Origin of the sequence: Prochlorococcus sp. MIT 0701, assembly GCF_000760295.1 — a bacterium.
In the GTDB taxonomy this organism is placed as follows: Bacteria; Cyanobacteriota; Cyanobacteriia; order PCC-6307; family Cyanobiaceae; genus Prochlorococcus.
The window spans coordinates 1-18,876 of sequence record NZ_JNBA01000026.1 but is presented as its reverse complement, the minus strand read 5'-3'; the positions used below and the strand labels follow the sequence as shown (position 1 = coordinate 18,876).

The window sequence follows — 18,876 nt, the reverse complement described above, 5'->3', positions numbered from 1 at the left end:
GACAGGGCCAAGGTGAGTGCATCGAACACGGAGGCGCCTCATTGGACGACACGCCACCTGAGTACGCAGTAGAAGCAAGCTGACTTCTGGCCCCTGCTCCAACAGTCTCAAAAAATCGTGGGCTCATCGTCTGGTGCGACAAAGTTTATTTGTGCGTCAAACCAGTCGATACTCCTCTGCATCGTCCTAGGTGCCCTGAACGGAGTTTTTACAGCCACACACCTGGACAAATGGCCCCAGGTGCCAATCCTCAGAAGCTTCGCTTAATCACTAAACGACATTAAAAACCGACCTCCCCTTTTTTAGAGGGGGTCGGTTTTTACATTTGTAGAGCGATACATTAACGAAGCCGACTCCACCAGTAGTGCACTAGGATTAATCAGCAAATGCAATTTGCTTAACCAACATGATTTCATTGTTGTGACATGTTCTAAGGACAAGGGTTCCTAGTACCCACAACAGACCACCAGCAATGTGCTTTTTCAGTGCACGAAAGACATTTATCTTGGTAAAGTAAAGGTTTGCGTCCTACCAATACTGACAAGAAAAAGCCAAAATCAACCACAACAAAAATAGAAATATTGAGCAGCAAAAAATTTCGCATTCAATCTGACTGCGACTCCCAATCCGTAGTTCATTCAACGCCATGGCCACTATGAGCGAATGAGTTGCATATTTACCGCAAAGCGAAGCCAAACGCGCTCTTTGCGAAGGTCTCAGGGCGGGAGGAGACCTCTGAGAGAAGAGGTTCCTCTTAAGAACCCGCACTCCCGTAGTCTCTTTTCTTGATCAAGAGGGAGAGATGCCGAGAAAGCGACGCAAACTCAACAAAGAGATGGAAGCAGAGATCGCTGCTGCGCAGCGAAAAGTGGAGCTGGTGATGGCGATGATCTACGACATCGCCGATGAAGAGACTCAGGGCGAATATTTATCTGGCTTCGAGCAGATCAACGCCGCAGCCTCTCACCTTTCAGAGAGCTATGTCTTGAAGGGCTTCTGCGAGGAGACAGAGGGGACCCTGGCCCTCTACAGAGGTCTACTGGAACGTTTTGAGCAGGAGTATGAGCTCTAGGCCTTTTCCCCTTCAACTACTGGCGTCTACACAGGCCGACCGAACTGACGCGGCTGATCAGTTTTGACGGTCTGGAAACTGATCAACTCCATCCCATATCCCTTTGCGGCTGAATTCTGATCTGGAGTGATCCATTCACCAAGAAATGGACAATGCAGAGAAATAGAAGCAGAAAGAGCACCCGCTCAGCAAGACAGGGGAAGTTCATAGGTAGAACAAAGCTGAATCAGTGTTGGCCGCTTCTCAATACTTAACGCATCCGACAGATGAATAGTCGCAAACCTATTTCTTTGATGCATGCACATCAAAACAAGAAGAACGTCTTCTAGCTTATAGTTGCCCCCTAGACCACCCCAAACAAAAGAGATACTTAAAAGAATTCAACTTCGTTAAGACCAAATATCTACAGAAGTAGTCGAAGTAACAACTGCCATTGTTGATAAAGGACGTTTGAGCTGAGGACGTTGCTGGTCTTGGATAAATACAAATACCATCAGCAGCAAGGGGGCAATGAATGCTGCAGCGGCTACTAAACCAACGATCTGAGTCGGCCTAATTAATGGAACCTTGACTAAGGGGTCACCACATTGGCCGCAGACCATAACACCATCCGCCCGTTGCTGATGAATCTGGTAGCGACGTGAGCAGAAAGGGCAGTGGTATCTACTCATCTGAATCTGAATCCACTCGAACCTGAAACTCAATCCCCACGCACACGCCAATCGCAATGAGTAAAAGCCCTAACCAGACACTGAGCGGGGGGAAAGTCAATGCTTTTCTCAGGCATGCTAAGCCGCACCATACCCCGCTCAACCAATTGTCCCAGTAGCCTCGCCCATAGAGGCCATGAAAAAGGAGTGTTTCCTGGAATGATGCTTTAAACCTGCCTAGTCTGACGCCATTCAGATCTCCACCCGAGCAGATGGCCAAAAAGGATCCTGCATTTGAGGGCATCCAACTCGGGGGTCTTGATTATCTGCTAAACCTAGCTTTAGGCTTGCTTAACTTCTGATCTTCTCCATTAAGCTTACGAAGAAGTCCTGACCAACTTGTTGACTTGTAGTCGCTGGCTAGTCTTGTCCAACTTAACTTAACCAGTTCACGACAGCAGAAAACAGATCCATAGTTGGTTATATCAACGTTAATTTTGCAATGGTCACCGATCCCTCTATTACCTAGACCTCGATACGTTTTAAATATGATGTGATGGGAACTGTAACTAGACATACACTCTGACTATGCATTGAGTAGCCAGAACTACGTCTTAGAGCGTTTTATTCGGTTTTCAAGATACAACTATCGTCAAAGTGGTTTAATTGATGCATGCCTAACAAAAAAAAGAAGCTCACTTACCACTTGGAAGTTGATCCACTAGACAGCGCACAACGGAAAAGATACTTGAAAGAGCTCAACTGTTCTCAGGTCCCAGCAGGTTATTCACCTCCCAGTCGCAAACAATCAAAGCAAAAGGCTGATCTGATGCAACAGCCTTACTAAAAACCTCCATTAGCGCACTGGCTAGCTCAACCAACAGCTGCTTTGCACCGCCTGAGCATAGTGAATAAGCATTAATAGAAATCAGAGATTCCAACAAGAAGCTTCGCCGGAGGATCTCATTTTAGAGAGTGCCCAGCTTCAAAAGCTTAAAAAATCAACTTGCAGAGTCTTTGGACACACTTTAAGAAGAAGAAGCCATCCCAGAAGCAATATCCAGATTGCCATAATAACGTAGATGATCAAAAAAGAAGGGGCAAAGGCTTCTCATGATTCAGATGAGTAGCATGCTGGCCTCCCTTTATATCTAGATCTGCTGACTCTATCGAGCCCAAGCTAAGGATAGTGCCTAGATTCTATCTCTATAAATAGCGCACCATGTACACCGTTAAAGCGACTGTCCTTCCTGGCAACAGCGCAGACCTCACTAAGCTTACAGAAGAGGAGCTGGCTTATGAGTACCAAGACAAGATCATGGAAATACTGAGCAATCAGCATTCTGAACTCGACTACCTGGATTTCGGATATCAACTCAATCAAGTCATCGAAGAAGCTCAGGATCGTGGCATCTCTGAAAAGGAGCTTAAGGTTGCCTCAGGACTCCTCAAGGTGGCCTAAAGGATTTCTATCATATCTTAGGTAGAGGTTACTAGTGAGAACCTTCGGGGTGGGTTTAGGCCCTAGCACTATATTTTTAGAGTTACCACAGTTGACTGAAGCAGCGATCATGAATCAACCAGGTGCATTGACTAGGCAATGTCTAAGTTGACCACCTAAGCAAGACTTAGTTGACATAAGATCTCACTAATGTGGAACTTAGCTAAAATATCCAATTCAATTTTATGCCAGGAATGAAACTTTGTTTCACTAGAACTTTGAGAACTGCATGATGCGCCAATTAAGCAACAAGGCAGAGCGCAGCAGTAGTGATTGTCAAGTTGACTTGAAAATATCTCTTGCCAAGCTGAAAAGATTATATTGTCAATAAGTTAGATACTGAAATGAAGTGATTACTAGCATCATTCACACCCATCATTATTTTTAGAGTTTACTTATCCACTGGGAAAGGGATGGCCGAGATTCTCCTTTGTGGATAGAGTTTTTAACAGCTAAGGTTTTAAAACTGGGAATATAGAGCGATCATGATTGCTTTTATTTTGCTCATTAAAGCTACAAACCACTATTAACAAAAAGCTTACATGCTGTCAAAGCTCTATCCCCAAGCTATGCAGTCGTTTATTCATCACAAAACCTGCTTCTCCCCGATACGGTCTAGCCATGCTCTGAAGTCTTTTCTTGAGAATGACTTCATGAGTTTCTTGATAAAAAGTGAGCGGGAGCTTCCCCTAAACTTCATCACGACAGCAAAGACCACAACTGCCCATACAAGAACGATCCAGAGAGCCTCTTGCATCACTCAGAATAATCTCCGCCTAAAGGATGACCTGTTTGAGACGTTCGTGTGCGGAACTCAAAGACAAATGTTTCTTTCAACAATACGAATTTGCTGCGGATGTTGGTCTACCTGCTTTGCCTGTAATCCCATGGTCGCTGGATCCCGCCTGGGACAGACCACACCCCAGAGCCTTGTAAGCGAGCCATGGTCTCTAAGCGAGCATAGTCCTGACGATCACACCCATTGATGTATTGCCAATAAACAAAGGAATCACCTGACTTAACCAAGAGTTTGTTGATGTTGTTGCCGTTGTGAAAAACTTCAGCGACAGTTCTGCCATAACGATCGTTTGCCTTGATTCGTAAGATGACATGAGAACCATTAGGCAAAAGATGCTTTAATGCTTGTCGAGCTGATTTTCCATAAGACGCCTGCGAGGTTTCTGGGGCATCAATGCAAGCAAGACGCACTTTGATTGCTCGATTGACTTCAATAACAGTGAGTGTGTCGCCATCCTCAACAGAAAGCACTTCTGCTGTGTGTACGGGGTCTGCAAAGAGAGCGGCAAGCATGATGAGGAGTACCTTGCCCATATCGCTTAAAGAGCTTATAAGGATCTCTTGCTAGAAAAAATGTTGCAACGCTGGATTCTTCTAATTCTAAATTCTCCTTGTCTAAGTGAAATCAAAAAGTTATTGCTCAGTAGAGAGAATTTAATGCTTAAATCTCCCATCCTAAATCTCTCATGGCCCACAAAAGTTAATACAGGCAAACCCAAGATTATTTCTTCGAATATAAGTAGTGGTTTAATGATTCCTCATCGATTCATAGAACCCCTTTCTTTGGCTTATCCTTAAATGGTTGCGCGCCAATATTGGGCGGTACATTTTTACTCTTCTCTGACACAACTGCGGCTCCCATACCTCCCATTACTCCTTTCATCCAATTAATGAATCTTGCGAATGGCGACTCCGCATCGTGCTTTTGATCAGTCATCAAAAATTTCCTTCTCATCTAATACTACACGATCACCCTCGCAAATGCAAAACCTCCTGAAGGATTCCTTATTCAAGTAATTACTGAATTCTAAAATTGTTTCTTTACCGCTATTGATAGCGCAAGTTCCCTTCAGCCAATTCTTCTTATCATTATGAGTCAATCATACGGCAACCAGTTCTGGCATCAAACTGATTCCTGGACCATGAATTTCCTTCACCTCAGCTGCCAACATCCTCATTTTAGTAAAATCACTTTTTAGACTAGAGCAAGATCAATCATCTTGGATAGGCAGTCCTAAAAGCCTGGTTTTAACTTCATTGAGATATAGAGAATCCAAAAGATCAGCTTAAATCTATTAACAAATGACTTACCTTTAAACAAATCCAATACCAAGAGAGCGACGAATTCCATTGCCCAAAAGGGCCTGCGGCATCCAAGCTGCCTCAATAACTACCATCCCTATTTCTAATTAGGCCATAGGCATCAATCCCATTCTTACGCCCATATCCAAAACGATAGATATAGGTGTTGAGCCATTGATATTTCACGAGAGCCGCCTTACGGAATCCCTTGCCTTTAATTAACTAGCAATGGTGAGACTGTTGGGGCTTTAATCGTACAAAATCTTGGCATTGACTGAGCTGACAACGGACTTTCAGCAAAGACATGAAAACGTGAACTTATACTCATCGCAGCAATCAATCTAGCATTGGACAGATCTAAAAATAATTGAGTTCACGAAGTCTTCTAGTGAGAATAGATCATGAAAAGCATTAATCAGATAACAAAACATATCTCATTTAGGATGAGTAGAAAGGAAATCTTTGCATGAATATTAGGACAGGCATTACTTGATAGAAGTGATCAAATGCTTACGAGCCCAGATGTAATATTTCCGAATTCGACCTGACAAGCAACTGAAACCCTGCTAACTGAGAAAATACGAGCTTTCCAAACAAGCTGACTTCTCACCTTCTCATTGAGACTAATCAAATGACTTACCCAAGCAAATAAAAATGCCTACACCTCCTCCCAGCAAGAACACTCTGCCTACTCTGAGGACATGCGAGAAATCTCTTGGATCAATTGAAAGACAACAGCATCTTGAGGCTAATTGACCAATTCCAGTTATCCCCACATCCGGAGGGAGGCTGGTACCGGGAAGTCATCCGAAGTGGTCTGACAGTGAAGCGAAGTGATGGTCATCAACGCAATGCCATCACAGGGATCATTTTTCTCTTAGGCAAGGATGATAAAAGTTGTTGGCATCGTGTTGATGATGCAGATGAAATCTGGATTCACCTTCAGGGAGCACCACTCTCTCTTTGGCGACTAGATCCAAATAGCAATGAAGTAGTCAGATTAAAGCTGGATACAGCACAGCCAATGCAAATGATCCCCGCAGGATGTTGGCAAGCTGCTTGCAGCCAAGGTTCCTATACCTTGGTGAGCTGCTGTGTTAGCCCAGGTTTTGACTTCGAAGACTTCACGATGCTCCGAGACATTCCCAAGGAATGCTGGCCAGAGGAAGCCCTTAGTGAACTGATTTGATGCTGCTGTATTCACAAAAACGTCGATGCCTGAACGCTAAATAATTAAGCGGTCATTCCAGTCATGGGCGTCCCTCTAGCACCTCTAAGGTTTGCGTGTTAGAAGCGCAGCCGAAGGTTTACAACCACCACCTCACCCAGCATTTAAAATTTGGATAAGAGCAAAGCCAACACATGAGGCAGAGTTGCTTCCTCTTGAAGCGTCTCTAGCCGCAGAGCTCCGTGACAAAAAAACCTTGGTTTACCGCAAACATCCATGCACCGGGAACAGGACTGGCATTGGCCCTGCTCGCCCTAACCCAGGTTCCAATTGCAACTGAGGCAATTCTCAGGGTTTACTGCATTATTGAGATGCACAGTTACAAGGATTACGATGTTCCCAGGGCGACTCGCTTTTGCAACGGTGGCTAAAGGCTCGGGATCCCCCCTTGCTCCATTCCATCATTGCTGCCTGGTGGAACCTACGCGGACCTGTTGCGCTCTTTAAGAAGGGCCTCTGGCGTGAAGGACCACTCGGGCTGCTTGGCGTTGAATGTTTTGGCCTTAAATCCGAATGTGATGCCATTGATGTTGACCAACCCTTTGAACTCATAGAAGCTTTTCTGAGCACTAACGATGAGGTATTTGTTCTCCCTGCAAGGTGCTCTGCCTTGTTCGTCTCTAACTCTTGTGACTTCAGCGTCTTCTCCAAACTCTTGCTCAGCGCAGTAGGTGATGAACTGCGTGGTTGGCGTAGGGTCCATCAGCAAACGGTAGCCGCATGTTGTATCTGTCATTCAAGCTTTATCTTCAACACCACGCAATCGAGATGAGAGGGTGCACGATGAGCCATTCAGGTGTTGCAGAAAAACCAGATAGCTTTCAAAAAAATGGACAATCCCGCAGGGTGAGGTGAACATAAGCACCTGAAACAAAGGTGCACCGCCGCCAACCTAGAGCTGAATACTAAGCTTTATCGAAGTAAGCATTGAGCACCAATAATAAAGGACTTTGAGACTTTTTAAAGACTAAGCATGGTCACCGCAAGCCAAGGACCAGTCTTTCGCCCTTAGCCCTGCCACACCTCTATCCCAACCACTTAATCATCAATATTCAACCTGAAAACTGTCATCACTGATGCCATTATTCATGCGTAACTTGACGATAGGTCAACATCAATCTATTTTCAATTGATTGAGAATTGCATCCCAATCACAAGCCAGAAAGCTAATCCTAAATATAACTCACCATTAATATAAATATAGGTATACCTAATCGAATGCCACGGGCAGCAAGAAGAACAAAAAAGCCAAAGGCCCTGCCTTAATTGACCCCAATGCCTCATCCAACAGTTCAAGCCAAGACAAAGAAGCCTAATAAAAGGGAACAATCAGCAATGATGATGGAGATATTGAGGATCCTGAATATTGGCTGAAATAAACAATCTCCCTAATCACTGATCCTTATTGTGATCGGTCGGCATTAGCAATAGGAAAATCCAAGCACTTATCATTAAGGCCATAATTGTTTCTACTACGCCGGGAGACACCTCTGGCAATTGATCCATCGTCCCAATTCTCCATTAGCATATCTAACACCAAAAGCTTTCCAACGAAAAGGTAGAAATCTCTAAAATCTATTAACGATGCAGAGGGTTTCTTAGAAGCCCTCTAGCCACCCTTCAATCCTTTGCTTATGTCTTTGAGGCTTGATCTGTTAGAGCGAGTTTATTGCGTTGAATCGAGCCTGGCATCCAGCCAAAACACCCTTGATGTATGTGTGTCTTAAGCCTAATCAGCTTCTTTAGAGACAACACCTGATAAAAACTACCTCTTTGAGGAACTGGTTGGCAGAGTTTATTAAACCAACTATCCAAACAGGAATCTAGCCATCGTTAAAACAAATAATATTAGGCATAGATATAGTTGGAAAAGAGTAGTTGATGCCTGGTAATTGATCAATGCTCTGAGGTGAGGAGATTTGTTAAAAGTTGAGCCTTGCGGTGCTGTCTAAACCTCCATGCTGATTAAAAAGCCTATGAGTGTGGTTATTACTGCCTTCTGTATCCCATATTGAAGCAATTGATCTCCATAGGCTATTTGCAGTCATTTTCTTATCCATGACTGAAGAGACCACGACCAAAAAGGACTGCATCAGCAAAAAGAGCTCAATGCTTGCTTATGGAGTCATTCAGATCACCGCCACCGTTCTCTCCGCAATCTCCCTTGCAGCAATTGCTCTGGGTGTCTGCTCCATCAAACAAGAAAGCAAGGTATTCAACGGCTGCGTAGAGGAAACCATCGCCACAGGCAGGAGCAATGCTGAGGCAGTTCGCTTCTGCAATGGAGGCAACTGAAAAGGAGCAGTTATTCCTCCTGACCCTCTAATCAAACCTGGTTCAATTTGAATGAGGAGTCTAAGGACGCAGATACCCTGAACATGAGTCCTGGACTTGAGGGCATCAAAAGCAGGTGCCCTTTTTCATGCCAAGGGTCTGCTGTTTTTATCATTGGGACGAGTTGTATAGAAATAGAAGAGTATTGAGACCCTGTTTGGCTTCAGGGTTTTTCATCAATTCTTCAAGGTTCGCTCTACCGCCCCATTAGCTTTGCTGTTGGATAGCAAATGTCATGGCGAGTTCTGATGATGCCAAGCTTCGCCCTCTTCCCAATACAGCTGCCCTGAGTGGAGTACTTGAAGCGTTTGCATTTTTTCGCGATCCAGCCTTCGCACAGAAGCGCTTTAAGCGTCACGGGAATGTTTTTGAAACATCACTGCTCGGACAGCCAATGGTGTTCATTCAGGGCGGGCAAGCGATTAGTGATCTCCTAGCTCAACCCAACGCAGTAGAAGGTTGGTGGCCGGAGAGTGTTCGCCAGCTGTTGGGCAGCCATTCGCTGGCTAACCGCAACGGAGCATCCCATCGAGCACGCCGAAGGGTGATAGGCCAACTGTTCTCGGCCTCAGCACTACAGCGCTACAGCGCTGGCATCATCAGCATGGTTAAGGATCTTGCCGACGAACTGCAAGCTGCAAAAACAGCTCTGCCATTAGCAGAGAGAATGCGTCGTTTCGCTTTCTCGGTAATCGCCACGACGGTTCTCGGCTTGGAGGGTACTGATCGCGATGAGTTGTTCGTTGATTTCGAGATCTGGACCAGAGCCCTCTTCTCAATACCGATAGCTCTTCCAGGTAGCTCCTTTGCTAAAGCGCTTAAGGCACGGGAACGGTTGTTGAAGAGGCTTCAGAAGGTACTTTTAAAAGCTTCCAATGGCAACGGTGGTCTTGATCTGCTTGCTGGAGGTCTCGATGAAGCAGGTATTCCTTTAACGGACAAAGACGTGGTTGAGCAGCTTCTGCTTCTTCTGTTCGCGGGCTACGAGACCACGGCTTCTTCGCTCAGCTGTCTGATGCGGGAGCTCCTTCTCAACCCGCAAGTGGAAACGTGGCTGCGAGAGGAAATCGATGGACTTGACTGGCCTCCAGCACCCGAGCAGGCCACCACTGCCTACGACCAGGTCAACGCACCAAAACTTGACGCTGTCGTTTGTGAGGTCATGCGACTCACTCCAGCGGTGGGAGGTTTTTTTCGCCGCACTAAGTGCGCCTTGGTAATCGACGGTGTGGAGGTGCCCAAAAACCGTGTGGTACAGGTGGCACTAGCAGCTTCTAACCGTCATGGCGCTGGCGATCTGGAAGCCTTTCGGCCCCAGCGCCACCTAGATGATGGATGTTCAGCAACCCTGCTGCCTTTTGGGGGGGGAGAGCGAGTATGCCTAGGCAAACCACTAGCGGAACTTGAAATCCGCTTAATGGTGGTCGGCTTGTTTCACCAGTTGCGACTTCACTTGATCCCTGATCAAGACCTCACTCTGCAAATGCTGCCTAGCCCTACACCCCGAGATGGCCTGCTAACGAAGGTGATTTAAAAAGCTGCACAGTTGTTGTTGGTTTTGCTGCTACTTTGCTGAACATAATTAAACCCATCAAAACTGAGCGAAAAACCTATGAAACCAATAGCCTTGCTTCTTATGCTCTGGGAAAGTGCTGAGCAATCATTATGCTCAGCAAGAAAAAAAGAGAGAGTTAGCAAGCTCTTTATCAATGGATTGGGTGTCATCACTTCTACATATAAGCCCTTAAGAGGCGTTGCCGATCGGAAGCACTTCAAGACTTTGCACGTATCGAGGCTTGACAGTCAAAAAGCAAAATAAGCTGCTGCGGATTAATTTAGATCAGGAGAAAGCACTGATCTGTTTAAGTTCGGATCAAATCTGGGGAAGACTGGCAGAACGTTGCCACACTGGTGCTAGAAACCTCCTTGCGATGACCGAAGAAAAACGAAAATCCTCCGCTGGTCTATTCATCCCAGCCTTGACAGGTCTCGCCGGGATGGCGATCGGATTTCTATTCGCACCAACAATCAACTACTGGGGATTAGTTCTAAAGCACGGAGCAATCCTTACAAAGATCTCCGAAAAATGCACTGAAGAAGTGAAGTTCAAGGAGATTTGGATTGGCCCCCCATACCAGCCAATCAAAAAGCGTCAATAATAACTTCACATGGGCCTTATCAAGGACAACCTCAGTAATCACAAAAGCAATAACGACTAGGAAGCAAACCATACACTCCTGCGCAGCAATCAATGCTGCAGACAAACCACACACAATCAAAGATTAAGTCAACTACTCAACATCAGGCTACTTGCTTGAATCTTTCTTGACCACTCAAGCTTTGATTTATGCGCCTTTGAAAACCAAAAGCCAGGCAAAGTCGTAGCTAAACTTGTGAGATCGATTGCGGCAGTCGATATAAGTTAGTGACAGCAGCTTCATCAATAGTATATCAAGAAACTTCTGCAAGTAGATATCAAAAGCCCCAGCAATTGTATAGGACTTTTCTTATTCACTTTCTCTCCCTGGGGCGGTGATGACTTTTTGCATTCATCCTTCAAAACTATCGATAAATCATCTTGAAGTCTTTGGATAAACCGTATCCTATCTCAATCTCATCGATGAGTTTGATCACAGTTTTTAGAGACATGCTTTCACCCTTATCTAAACACAAGAACCCATATATTGAGTTGGGTAGGAAGGGCCTCCAATTTTATACGTTTAACAGGAATTGCCATCAGCATAAAAGTATCCGCTCTCTCAAATGAAACTATCCGTCCAAATATGCTCCGCCTTGATAATCGGAATTGTTGACAACATGTCGTTATCCCCTGGTCATGCTGGTAAGGGAATGAACTTAACTGTTGCGCCTCTGACAGAAGCTGTCGGCAGACCACTTAAGTCTTGCAGCGCCTCCCTTGCAAGTGATCTGGCTGTGCTGCGCTGACTCCAAAGCACTCGTGATTCGCTGGCGATTCGTCATACCTGGTTTTATCTGGATACAATCCCAACGGTATTCGAATCGGCGATAGGGTTCGATTTGAGTAAGACAGAACCAAAGATCAGTTCCGGGGTACCAAATTCGTCAAGGCTGTCGAGAAGGTCAAGAACAAGCTCAAGCAATTGATCTCCCGACCTAGCCCTTTCCTCAGTCACTCTGACCTGAAACCCTGTTTGCCGCTGGATCACTCCAAGAGATACCCCAGTGGACATGCCAGCTGGGTACGTAAGCATGAGCTTGCTACTGGCTGATCTACTTCCGGAACGCCGTGTTCGCCTGTTGGCTATAGGCCAACAAGGCATAACAGCGCAGGTTCTTTGTGCTATTCATTACCCTAGCGACGTAGAAGCAGGGCAGCGTTTAGAAAGCGCAGCTGTGGAGCAGATTCTGAGCAGCGATCAATGACAGAGGTTCAAGGCTTCTGTTCAGTTGGAGATGAAGGCTTTGCTGAGCCACCACCTACGGGGTTGCAACAGATTTACGACTGATCAATCACAAGAACTCCAAGCCACGCCGCCAGGCTGCGAAATCAATTGGAATCAAGGCTTGTAGTTAATAGCAATGATGACTCAAAGGCATCATTGCTAAACGCACCATTATCCATCTATCAGACAAGATCTTACGTTGCACATGGCTTAGGTTATGCAATGGCAAAAGATTTGCAGTTCTAGAATTCAGGCTCCGTAATGCTCCTTGCTTTGATTGCAAATTCACGTGGCCACGACTGCTGTAGAGAATAAAGCTATACTTTGTACTCTTGACTTTTCAGCCACTATCCAAAATTATATAGTCAGCAAGCAATTCCCAACACAAGAGTTCAACCAATGAATACCAACAGAGCCAACTTCCGAAAGAGGCTAAGCAAAGGCTTTATCTCATTGACAACGTATCAAAAATGGGTCGTCATTTTACTCGGATGCCTTGTCTTGTCTCAGATTCCAACAGCCATTAATCAAACAGCAGGAACATTCTCAGGCATTGCCTGTCGCAACGCCTTTGTTCGCGGTCGTATACAACTAAGGTAAAGACAGCTCCTTAGATACAGCCAAGCCAATGGATCAGTTCAATATCGATAAACTATATATTAACAAGTCAAGGCAATGCCAACATCCCTAAATAGCGCATCTCTTTATTACTGACACCATCAAGGGGAGCGAACTAATTGCCTGAGTTCACAACACTGAGCATGATCCCCATTACGGAGTTTCACGTCAAACTGTTACTTAGTATCATATCAACAACCTACCATCTTTTTGTCGGCGAAAGAAGCTTTTATCCATCCCCTGATGTCAAAATAACAACCTGAGGCATCTAAGAGTTTTTACTACTTATCGGAAGTATGGATTTAAGTCGGGCTGGCATTTGGCTAAGAGAAGGCAGATCTTTACCTGCTCACTTTTGAGCAATGTAGTAGTTTTTATTACGGTAGTTTAATTGCAGCATTGTTATGCTCAGGCACAAATAGATCTTCAAGGTTTCTAGGATTCCTGCTAGCTACACCGCCAGTCAGCCTCAATCTCTTTCTCAGGAAGAGATTATCGATATAGATCAAGGCCTTCTAAGCTAATCAAGTCTATAGCAGCCTTGATGGTTACTATAAAGTTAGCACTTACAGATTTTCGTTCTGCTGGAAGTCTCAGACTATTCATGTAATGCAATCATACGCATAGGCAGCAATCTCAGGATGACTATATATTCATCAAATGTTATAAGTGATCACCTAACTCATCATACTAAGCAAATTTAAAAACCATTCGTTCATTACACGCTTCTAAGCAGCTTCTTGCTTAAATACAGGTTTTTCTTCCATGAAAACGGTAAGGACCAGAGTCTAATAAAGGTAAATAATATTATAAAAAGTTCTTTAATACGTGGTTGCATGAGTGAGTGGAGAGTCGAGGGGCCTACAATTGATTCATATTTGGACTTTGAATAGTGTCAGTTTTCGATCGCTACAGCACGTTCTGGACTCAGGGTTTTGACTTCAAGGGTCGAACCAAGCGCATTGACTACTGGACCATTGTTCTCATCAATGTTCTGATCGGTCTTGTTCTCGGCAAGCTGCAAGAAGGGTTTTACTCGATTTACGCGCTTTTTGCTGTTGCAAGCATCGTTCCTGGAGTTGCCATGCAGGTTCGTCGAATACGCGATACCGGCCGTCAGTGGCAATGGATATTTATCGCTCTGATTCCCTTCATTGGGGCCTTATGGCTGCTTTGGATTGTGATCGGCCCTTCAGCTGAGAGTTCGCAATAGGGGTGAATCAAGAATACAGCCTGATCAATGGGGTCTAAAAGGCCTTATTTTTAACCTTGGTGGAAATAGTTAGTTTTAGTCGAATCGTAACTTCATACCTTTACCTTTAAGTAGCTGCTACCTCCAGAATTTGATCCAGCCAAGCCTTCTACTCCTATCCTTAAGGTTTAGCTTGCTTTAGCATGTTTATATTGAAATCTTGTTTATGCTCTTTGGCAATATTAACTACATCATCAGCACTTATGCTTACTATTTACTGCTATTAATTTGAAGCCCCATCTTCAACTCTAGAAACCAACTCTTTGAGTTGCAATTCTGATATTTACTTAAAAGTTTGTTAATGCTTGCAACTCCTTTGTACCTGGCATCGAAGAGCTGACTGGGCATCAATTGTATTTCCTAAATGATTTAATGCGTAAGTCTATTTTACTGCTGTGTTAACTAGAAGCAAATTGTAAGGGCAACAGAAATCTAGGCCATCTAGTTCATCTGCAATCGTCAGCTTTAGTTGATAGCAAAACTCATTTTCTACCTTTTAGGATACATTCACATGACTGCGTTAACCTCCATCAATCCCCTACTTAAATCGAGTAATCTAGCCTGCCTTTGTCTCTTTATATTAGGATAAGATGACTCGAGCTATAGCAATGGATTCTATCATTGTGTATCTATATATAGATCTGGCAATGGTAGCAAGTCAAACTAAACTGAATTGATATGGTTGTTTTGACCAAAAAAATAGCTCTTTCTCTACTGACACCAGTTGCTATGTTGATTGCCCCTCAGGTTGTTTCTGCTCAAGGTGAGGTCGTATTTCCTGGTGGCGCCAAGATTGAATGGGGCGGTCATCCTGCACATCGTTATGAGCCCAATAATGCGGCGAATCGTGGCAATCATCAAATTGAAAAACAGCTTAATCACCTAGACAAATTGTCTGAGGGTGGTTTCACAATGAATACAGGGGGGAAAATCTGCCATCAGGTTAAATGGACCATCGCTGATGCCCATACTGTTAACAATGGCTATGGAGGACATCGTTTGAATCGGGAACAAACAGTCAGGCTCAGACGTTATGCACGGCGTTGTAATTTCTTCTTCTAAGTATTTTGTATGCCTGAATCCTTCTGCTTGCCTCTAAAGAACAAATAGACTAGCTTTGGCTCGATTGTACAACTAGATAAAATTCCAGAACACTGGCATCAAGTTGACGTGAAGATCCGTAGGGATAATGACATCAGATGTAGTCAAAATAATCAGTAGCAAAGGACTCATCTTTATCAAGAGCAAGCAGTGTTGCATGAATGTGATTTAATGTTATCAATAAATTATCCCCTGCTTACTGAAAGGAAAGCTCTACTTCTTCAGATCAAAGCTCTTGACTTCCTTCCAGTTCGCTCTTATTGCTTTGTCCTGCTTATTATCGCCTGTTTCGTATTCACCTTCATAACCTAAAATCATTGTCTCTGCTTCATTCAACTTACATTCTCTGTTAAACAGGGTATATTCCATTCCAAGCCTCTCAGTCTCTCTCCTGGTTTCTTCCTTCCATTCATAGCACCTCTGATCTGCTTCTATGCTCTCCGCCATCTTGTCGGGAGACATGAAGTATTGACAGCCTCCTAAGCATTCAGAAAAGATAATAAGTGTAAGGAGCTTGACGGGAATGTTAATTTCATATTTCTCATTCCTCTGAAAACCACCATGGCTTAACTTGTCGCGGAGTAATTTGGCGCCTTTGACCTTGGCGATAAATGCCTTGAGTTGCTCTTGTGACATTGATTGAATCTTTGCTTGTTACTTTAAGTTTAGGGTACCAGGCATCGGATTACTTTTGAGAGCTTGAAGAGTGTGTTTAGATGCTAAATTACCCTGTAACTACAAGATGATTGGTGGATGTAACAGGAGCTAGTTATTGGATCGGTTGCCGCCCTCCTAGGTTGACTTAATATTGCACCAGCCACAACCCCCCCAGCCACTCCTTCTAGCTCATCATCAGATAGGTTTTGCTGATAAGAGTTTGGGCCTTCAGTAGTGATCGAGAATCCAGCAGCTTTGGCAATATCAACTTGATCTGCACCATCTGCTTTGAATTGTTCCTGTAAAGAGGTGTCTACTTAAAGCCCGTCGATTGAATGCATTACAGCTCACAGATATGGCTGGCAACAAGACAAAGTAGAACCTTCAAACAAGATTCACAGCAGGGGAGAGATGACCACCATTAGGGAAGGATGGGCATGATGCAGAGTCATTCACCACTTACCTAAAACGTCGCAAGCTATGGCAACTGTTAAGGGAAGAAGCAAAGCATCAAGGTGAACTTCTGACGACCAATGCCTTTCGTTATCGCTACGCCCAAGCGTCTCATGCAGCAGGGCTACCGATAGCGAACATTGCCCAAGCAATAGGGCACGCGCTTGAGGTGCACCTGAGTCGCTATAGCGATGCAGCCTTTACACCGGATGCAACGTCAGACCTCTATGCAAAGTTGAATGCTGAAACTACAAAAGTGCACTGAAACCAGATCCCCTCATTGAGGTGATGCGTTCTCAACCCTCGCCAAGCGTCGCTTGAGTGCCATCGATGCATGGGATACACCTGGCTAAATCGCAGATCGCTATTCAGCCAATCAGGCTAGGAGGTGGGCTATCGCTTGATGGGTTGCCAATTGTTTGCGGGGCCCGAGAAAGTAGGGCCCCTAAGCCACCTCATCCGGGAATCCCGCCCAGGTCCCCTCGAGCCCAAGGGGGCTGTAGTGGCTTTCTTTAGGTCTAGATCTGGAGGCTTGCGGAGTCATTGGTGCTAACCAGACAGTTCTCTTACTCCCTCTGCAAAAAGGCGTGGCGCCATTGTTCGTCGGGCTAAAAGCTCTAGATGTAAGGGCAAAAAGAAACCCCGCCAAAGGCAGGGTTTCATGACTTCTCTTTGGGCGTGTTTCCTTGTTTCCACTCCGAGGAGAAGTCCTCCTCACGAATTAACCTTAACGAGGCAAACTGTCACTGTGCCAGTTGACCGTGTCAGTTCCACAGCCGTCACTAGCTGTTCGCTTGGCGTTGCTGCATTGACGACTATTCAGCTCAATAAACTAATTCCAGTGAGTTGGCTGGCAGAGCTCATTGCGCTTTTCCTTTTTCAAAACCTGCTCAGCTTGGTGCATTGCAACGAGGGAAGCCTCAATACGACGCAACTGTGCCTCTCGTATCGCTGTGTTCTTATCCAAAGTGAAAATACTGTTTGGAGTGCATGTAGCAACCTGCGGTTAGCGCTCTCAACTTGCGAACAATACAGAATTCTTTAGGGGCGACCATGAGCATGGATGCTTATCCATTTCCAGCAAGCAGCCAAAACGCCGGACTAACTAGACACTGGCTGATAAAGATGAGCATTTATCCCTGCTGACGCCTTTTTCCTGCTTGCTTAGACCTAGATCAGGAGTCCGAGGACGTAGACACCCTGAAAACTAGTCCTGGACTTGAGGGCATCCAACGCGGGTGCCCTTCTTAATGCCAGTTGTTTGCTCTGCTTATAGAAAGCTAAGCATGTCTTTGATCAGTCTGTGCTCGAACTCATCGATGGCATTGAGCCAGGACACTGCTTTCTTAAAAAGGTTGAGACAACTTATGGATAGCGGTGAAGGATGAAAACAAAAAGTCGCCACCGCTCTAGGGGGAGAAATCAAATAAGCAAAGCCCTGCCAAAAAGCGGGGCTTTTTGATGGTTAGTCGTCGAAGTTCCTCAGTCTCCTTTTGCTGCAGTGGATGTGGACTGATAGCTGTAACCAGAAATCAACCAGATGATGAATGACCTTTTAAGCGTTCAATCCTTGTGCAGCGTTCTGTTCGTCTCTCCTTATCACTGACTGGCGCTGCTGCACTAGCTCTAGCCAACACTCCCATCCAACCAGTCGCTGCTCAAGAGGATGGCAGTGCAGCAGATCTGGGGAGATCCTTGGCATCCTCTGGCTTAAGAAGCAAGTGAAGGTGGTTAGCCATCAGGCAGAGCCCATAAACCTTCACGGCAAATTTCTGCTTGGCTTTATTGAGCACTGCCAACAACACATCACGCCTAAGCCCTTTGGCAATCAAGAACTGTCTGCTATTGCAGCGCAGCGTGATATGAAACCTGCAGCCAGACGGCAACAAGCGTTTCACTCGAGCCATGGACTGAAGGCATAAGCACTAAATCATCAGCAAGGGAATAACCAATAGCTACTCACCAGAATTAGAAAGATATGGATGAAATGAAGTCATTCCCAGATCGCTACTAGAACAGTGACCAATCTCACAGCGCGAGATGATCTAACTCAGGGCTTTAAGGACTTCTTGCGGTGAGGCTATAGCCATCGATACGGAGCTTTCACAATGAACCGAACCACTAACCTCCAAGCAATGTGCGCCGTTAATTCTGCAATTGAATGTACTCCTATCTCCGATCAGAACTCTTTAGTTAATCTCAGGAAGGCTTTCTATATGCATTTCATTATCGAGTCTGTTCTTTCTGAGCGCGTAGAACTCATTCCAGCATCTTCTTTGCGGGAAACCATTTCATAATCGTAGTCATCACATGAACCTTTGGTTTCATCAGCGTGAGTACTAAGTAAGGACAAGGGAATAACGGATAGCTGATCACTAGAAATAAAGCCACTAACTATTTGCTCATTCCTAACCGACATAACTTGTCCAGTTGAGAAATAGCCCCAACAACAGCTCCTGGATTGTTCTGCTTTAAAGCAACCCTT

The 18,876-nt window shown here is 45.0% G+C and carries 17 protein-coding genes and 3 pseudogenes; 12 read left to right on the top strand and 8 right to left on the bottom strand.

Annotated features, from left to right (window positions below; all coding sequences use genetic code 11):
- Positions 1–802 precede the first annotated feature (802 nt).
- Positions 803–1,072, top strand: coding sequence for a hypothetical protein (locus EV12_RS06240; protein WP_011825044.1), 270 nt, complete (start codon positions 803–805; stop codon positions 1,070–1,072).
- A 389-nt stretch (positions 1,073–1,461) separates the two neighbouring features.
- Here the strand turns inward: EV12_RS06240 and EV12_RS13195 are convergent, their stop codons facing one another.
- Positions 1,462–1,776, bottom strand: a complete 315-nt coding sequence (locus EV12_RS13195; RefSeq protein WP_193742261.1) for a hypothetical protein — start codon at positions 1,774–1,776, stop codon at positions 1,462–1,464.
- A 704-nt stretch (positions 1,777–2,480) separates the two neighbouring features.
- Positions 2,481–2,663 (bottom strand): hypothetical protein, encoded by a 183-nt coding sequence (locus tag EV12_RS06230; protein ID WP_152562373.1) that lies wholly within the window; start codon positions 2,661–2,663, stop codon positions 2,481–2,483.
- A 281-nt stretch (positions 2,664–2,944) separates the two neighbouring features.
- Here EV12_RS06230 and EV12_RS06225 point away from each other — a divergent pair, with 281 nt between their 5' ends.
- Positions 2,945–3,184, top strand: coding sequence for a hypothetical protein (locus tag EV12_RS06225; RefSeq protein WP_036913455.1), 240 nt, complete (start codon positions 2,945–2,947; stop codon positions 3,182–3,184).
- Between the two features lie 903 nt (positions 3,185–4,087).
- Here the strand turns inward: EV12_RS06225 and EV12_RS06220 are convergent.
- Positions 4,088–4,555 (bottom strand): thermonuclease family protein, encoded by a 468-nt coding sequence (locus EV12_RS06220; RefSeq protein ID WP_036913452.1) that lies wholly within the window; start codon positions 4,553–4,555, stop codon positions 4,088–4,090.
- Positions 4,556–6,038: 1,483 nt separating this feature from the next.
- Between EV12_RS06220 and EV12_RS06210 the strand changes: the two genes are divergently transcribed.
- Both EV12_RS06210 and EV12_RS06205 read left to right on the top strand, forming a co-directional pair.
- Complete coding sequence (locus EV12_RS06210) at positions 6,039–6,512, top strand: cupin domain-containing protein (RefSeq protein ID WP_036913447.1); 474 nt, start codon at positions 6,039–6,041, stop codon at positions 6,510–6,512.
- A gap of 221 nt (positions 6,513–6,733) precedes the next feature.
- Entirely contained in the window at positions 6,734–6,922 is a 189-nt protein-coding gene (locus tag EV12_RS06205; RefSeq protein WP_036913444.1) for a hypothetical protein, read from the top strand.
- Positions 6,923–6,972: 50 nt separating this feature from the next.
- Here the strand turns inward: EV12_RS06205 and EV12_RS06200 are convergent, their stop codons facing one another.
- Entirely contained in the window at positions 6,973–7,287 is a 315-nt protein-coding gene (locus EV12_RS06200) for a hypothetical protein (RefSeq protein WP_152562374.1), read from the bottom strand.
- Positions 7,288–8,609: 1,322 nt separating this feature from the next.
- Here EV12_RS06200 and EV12_RS06195 point away from each other — a divergent pair.
- From EV12_RS06195 to EV12_RS14810, 4 genes are all read left to right on the top strand, one after another.
- Positions 8,610–8,846: a hypothetical protein gene (locus tag EV12_RS06195; protein WP_036913438.1), complete on the top strand. Its 237-nt coding sequence runs from the start codon at positions 8,610–8,612 to the stop codon at positions 8,844–8,846.
- Positions 8,847–9,120: 274 nt separating this feature from the next.
- Positions 9,121–10,419 carry a cytochrome P450 gene (locus tag EV12_RS06190; RefSeq protein WP_036913435.1) on the top strand — a complete coding sequence of 433 codons (1,299 nt, stop codon included), beginning with the start codon at positions 9,121–9,123 and terminating at the stop codon, positions 10,417–10,419.
- 397 nt (positions 10,420–10,816) lie between these two features.
- Entirely contained in the window at positions 10,817–11,044 is a 228-nt protein-coding gene (locus EV12_RS13650; protein WP_152562375.1) for a hypothetical protein, read from the top strand.
- 658 nt (positions 11,045–11,702) lie between these two features.
- Positions 11,703–11,831 carry a hypothetical protein gene (locus EV12_RS14810; RefSeq protein ID WP_255327651.1) on the top strand — a complete coding sequence of 43 codons (129 nt, stop codon included), beginning with the start codon at positions 11,703–11,705 and terminating at the stop codon, positions 11,829–11,831.
- Positions 11,832–11,875: 44 nt separating this feature from the next.
- On the opposite strand, the gene EV12_RS13450 is transcribed toward EV12_RS14810, so the two are convergent.
- A complete protein-coding gene (locus EV12_RS13450; protein ID WP_052043466.1) occupies positions 11,876–12,118 on the bottom strand; it encodes a hypothetical protein in 243 nt (80 codons plus the stop codon).
- Between EV12_RS13450 and EV12_RS14140 the strand changes: the two genes are divergently transcribed.
- The 3 genes from EV12_RS14140 (at position 12,117) to EV12_RS06165 (ending at position 15,242) form a co-directional block, all read left to right on the top strand.
- Positions 12,117–12,290 (top strand): hypothetical protein, encoded by a 174-nt coding sequence (locus tag EV12_RS14140; protein WP_193742167.1) that lies wholly within the window; start codon positions 12,117–12,119, stop codon positions 12,288–12,290. The genes EV12_RS13450 and EV12_RS14140 overlap by 2 nt on opposite strands.
- Positions 12,291–13,820: 1,530 nt before the next feature.
- Positions 13,821–14,141, top strand: coding sequence for a DUF805 domain-containing protein (locus EV12_RS06170; protein WP_036913425.1), 321 nt, complete (start codon positions 13,821–13,823; stop codon positions 14,139–14,141).
- 717 nt (positions 14,142–14,858) lie between these two features.
- Positions 14,859–15,242: a hypothetical protein gene (locus EV12_RS06165; RefSeq protein WP_036913422.1), complete on the top strand. Its 384-nt coding sequence runs from the start codon at positions 14,859–14,861 to the stop codon at positions 15,240–15,242.
- Between the two features lie 252 nt (positions 15,243–15,494).
- Here EV12_RS06165 and EV12_RS06160 read toward each other — a convergent pair whose 3' ends face one another.
- Both EV12_RS06160 and EV12_RS13445 read right to left on the bottom strand, forming a co-directional pair.
- A complete protein-coding gene (locus tag EV12_RS06160; RefSeq protein ID WP_036913419.1) occupies positions 15,495–15,917 on the bottom strand; it encodes a hypothetical protein in 423 nt (140 codons plus the stop codon).
- 83 nt (positions 15,918–16,000) lie between these two features.
- A pseudogene (locus EV12_RS13445) lies at positions 16,001–16,252 on the bottom strand (Nif11-like leader peptide family RiPP precursor); the annotation flags it as partial.
- Between the two features lie 1,711 nt (positions 16,253–17,963).
- Between EV12_RS13445 and EV12_RS14625 the strand changes: the two are divergent.
- Positions 17,964–18,080 (top strand): annotated as a pseudogene (locus tag EV12_RS14625) (carbamoyl-phosphate synthase); the annotation flags it as partial.
- On the opposite strand, the pseudogene EV12_RS06155 reads toward EV12_RS14625, so the two are convergent.
- A pseudogene (locus EV12_RS06155) lies at positions 18,074–18,298 on the bottom strand (transposase); the annotation flags it as partial. The pseudogenes EV12_RS14625 and EV12_RS06155 overlap by 7 nt on opposite strands.
- Positions 18,299–18,876 lie beyond the last annotated feature (578 nt).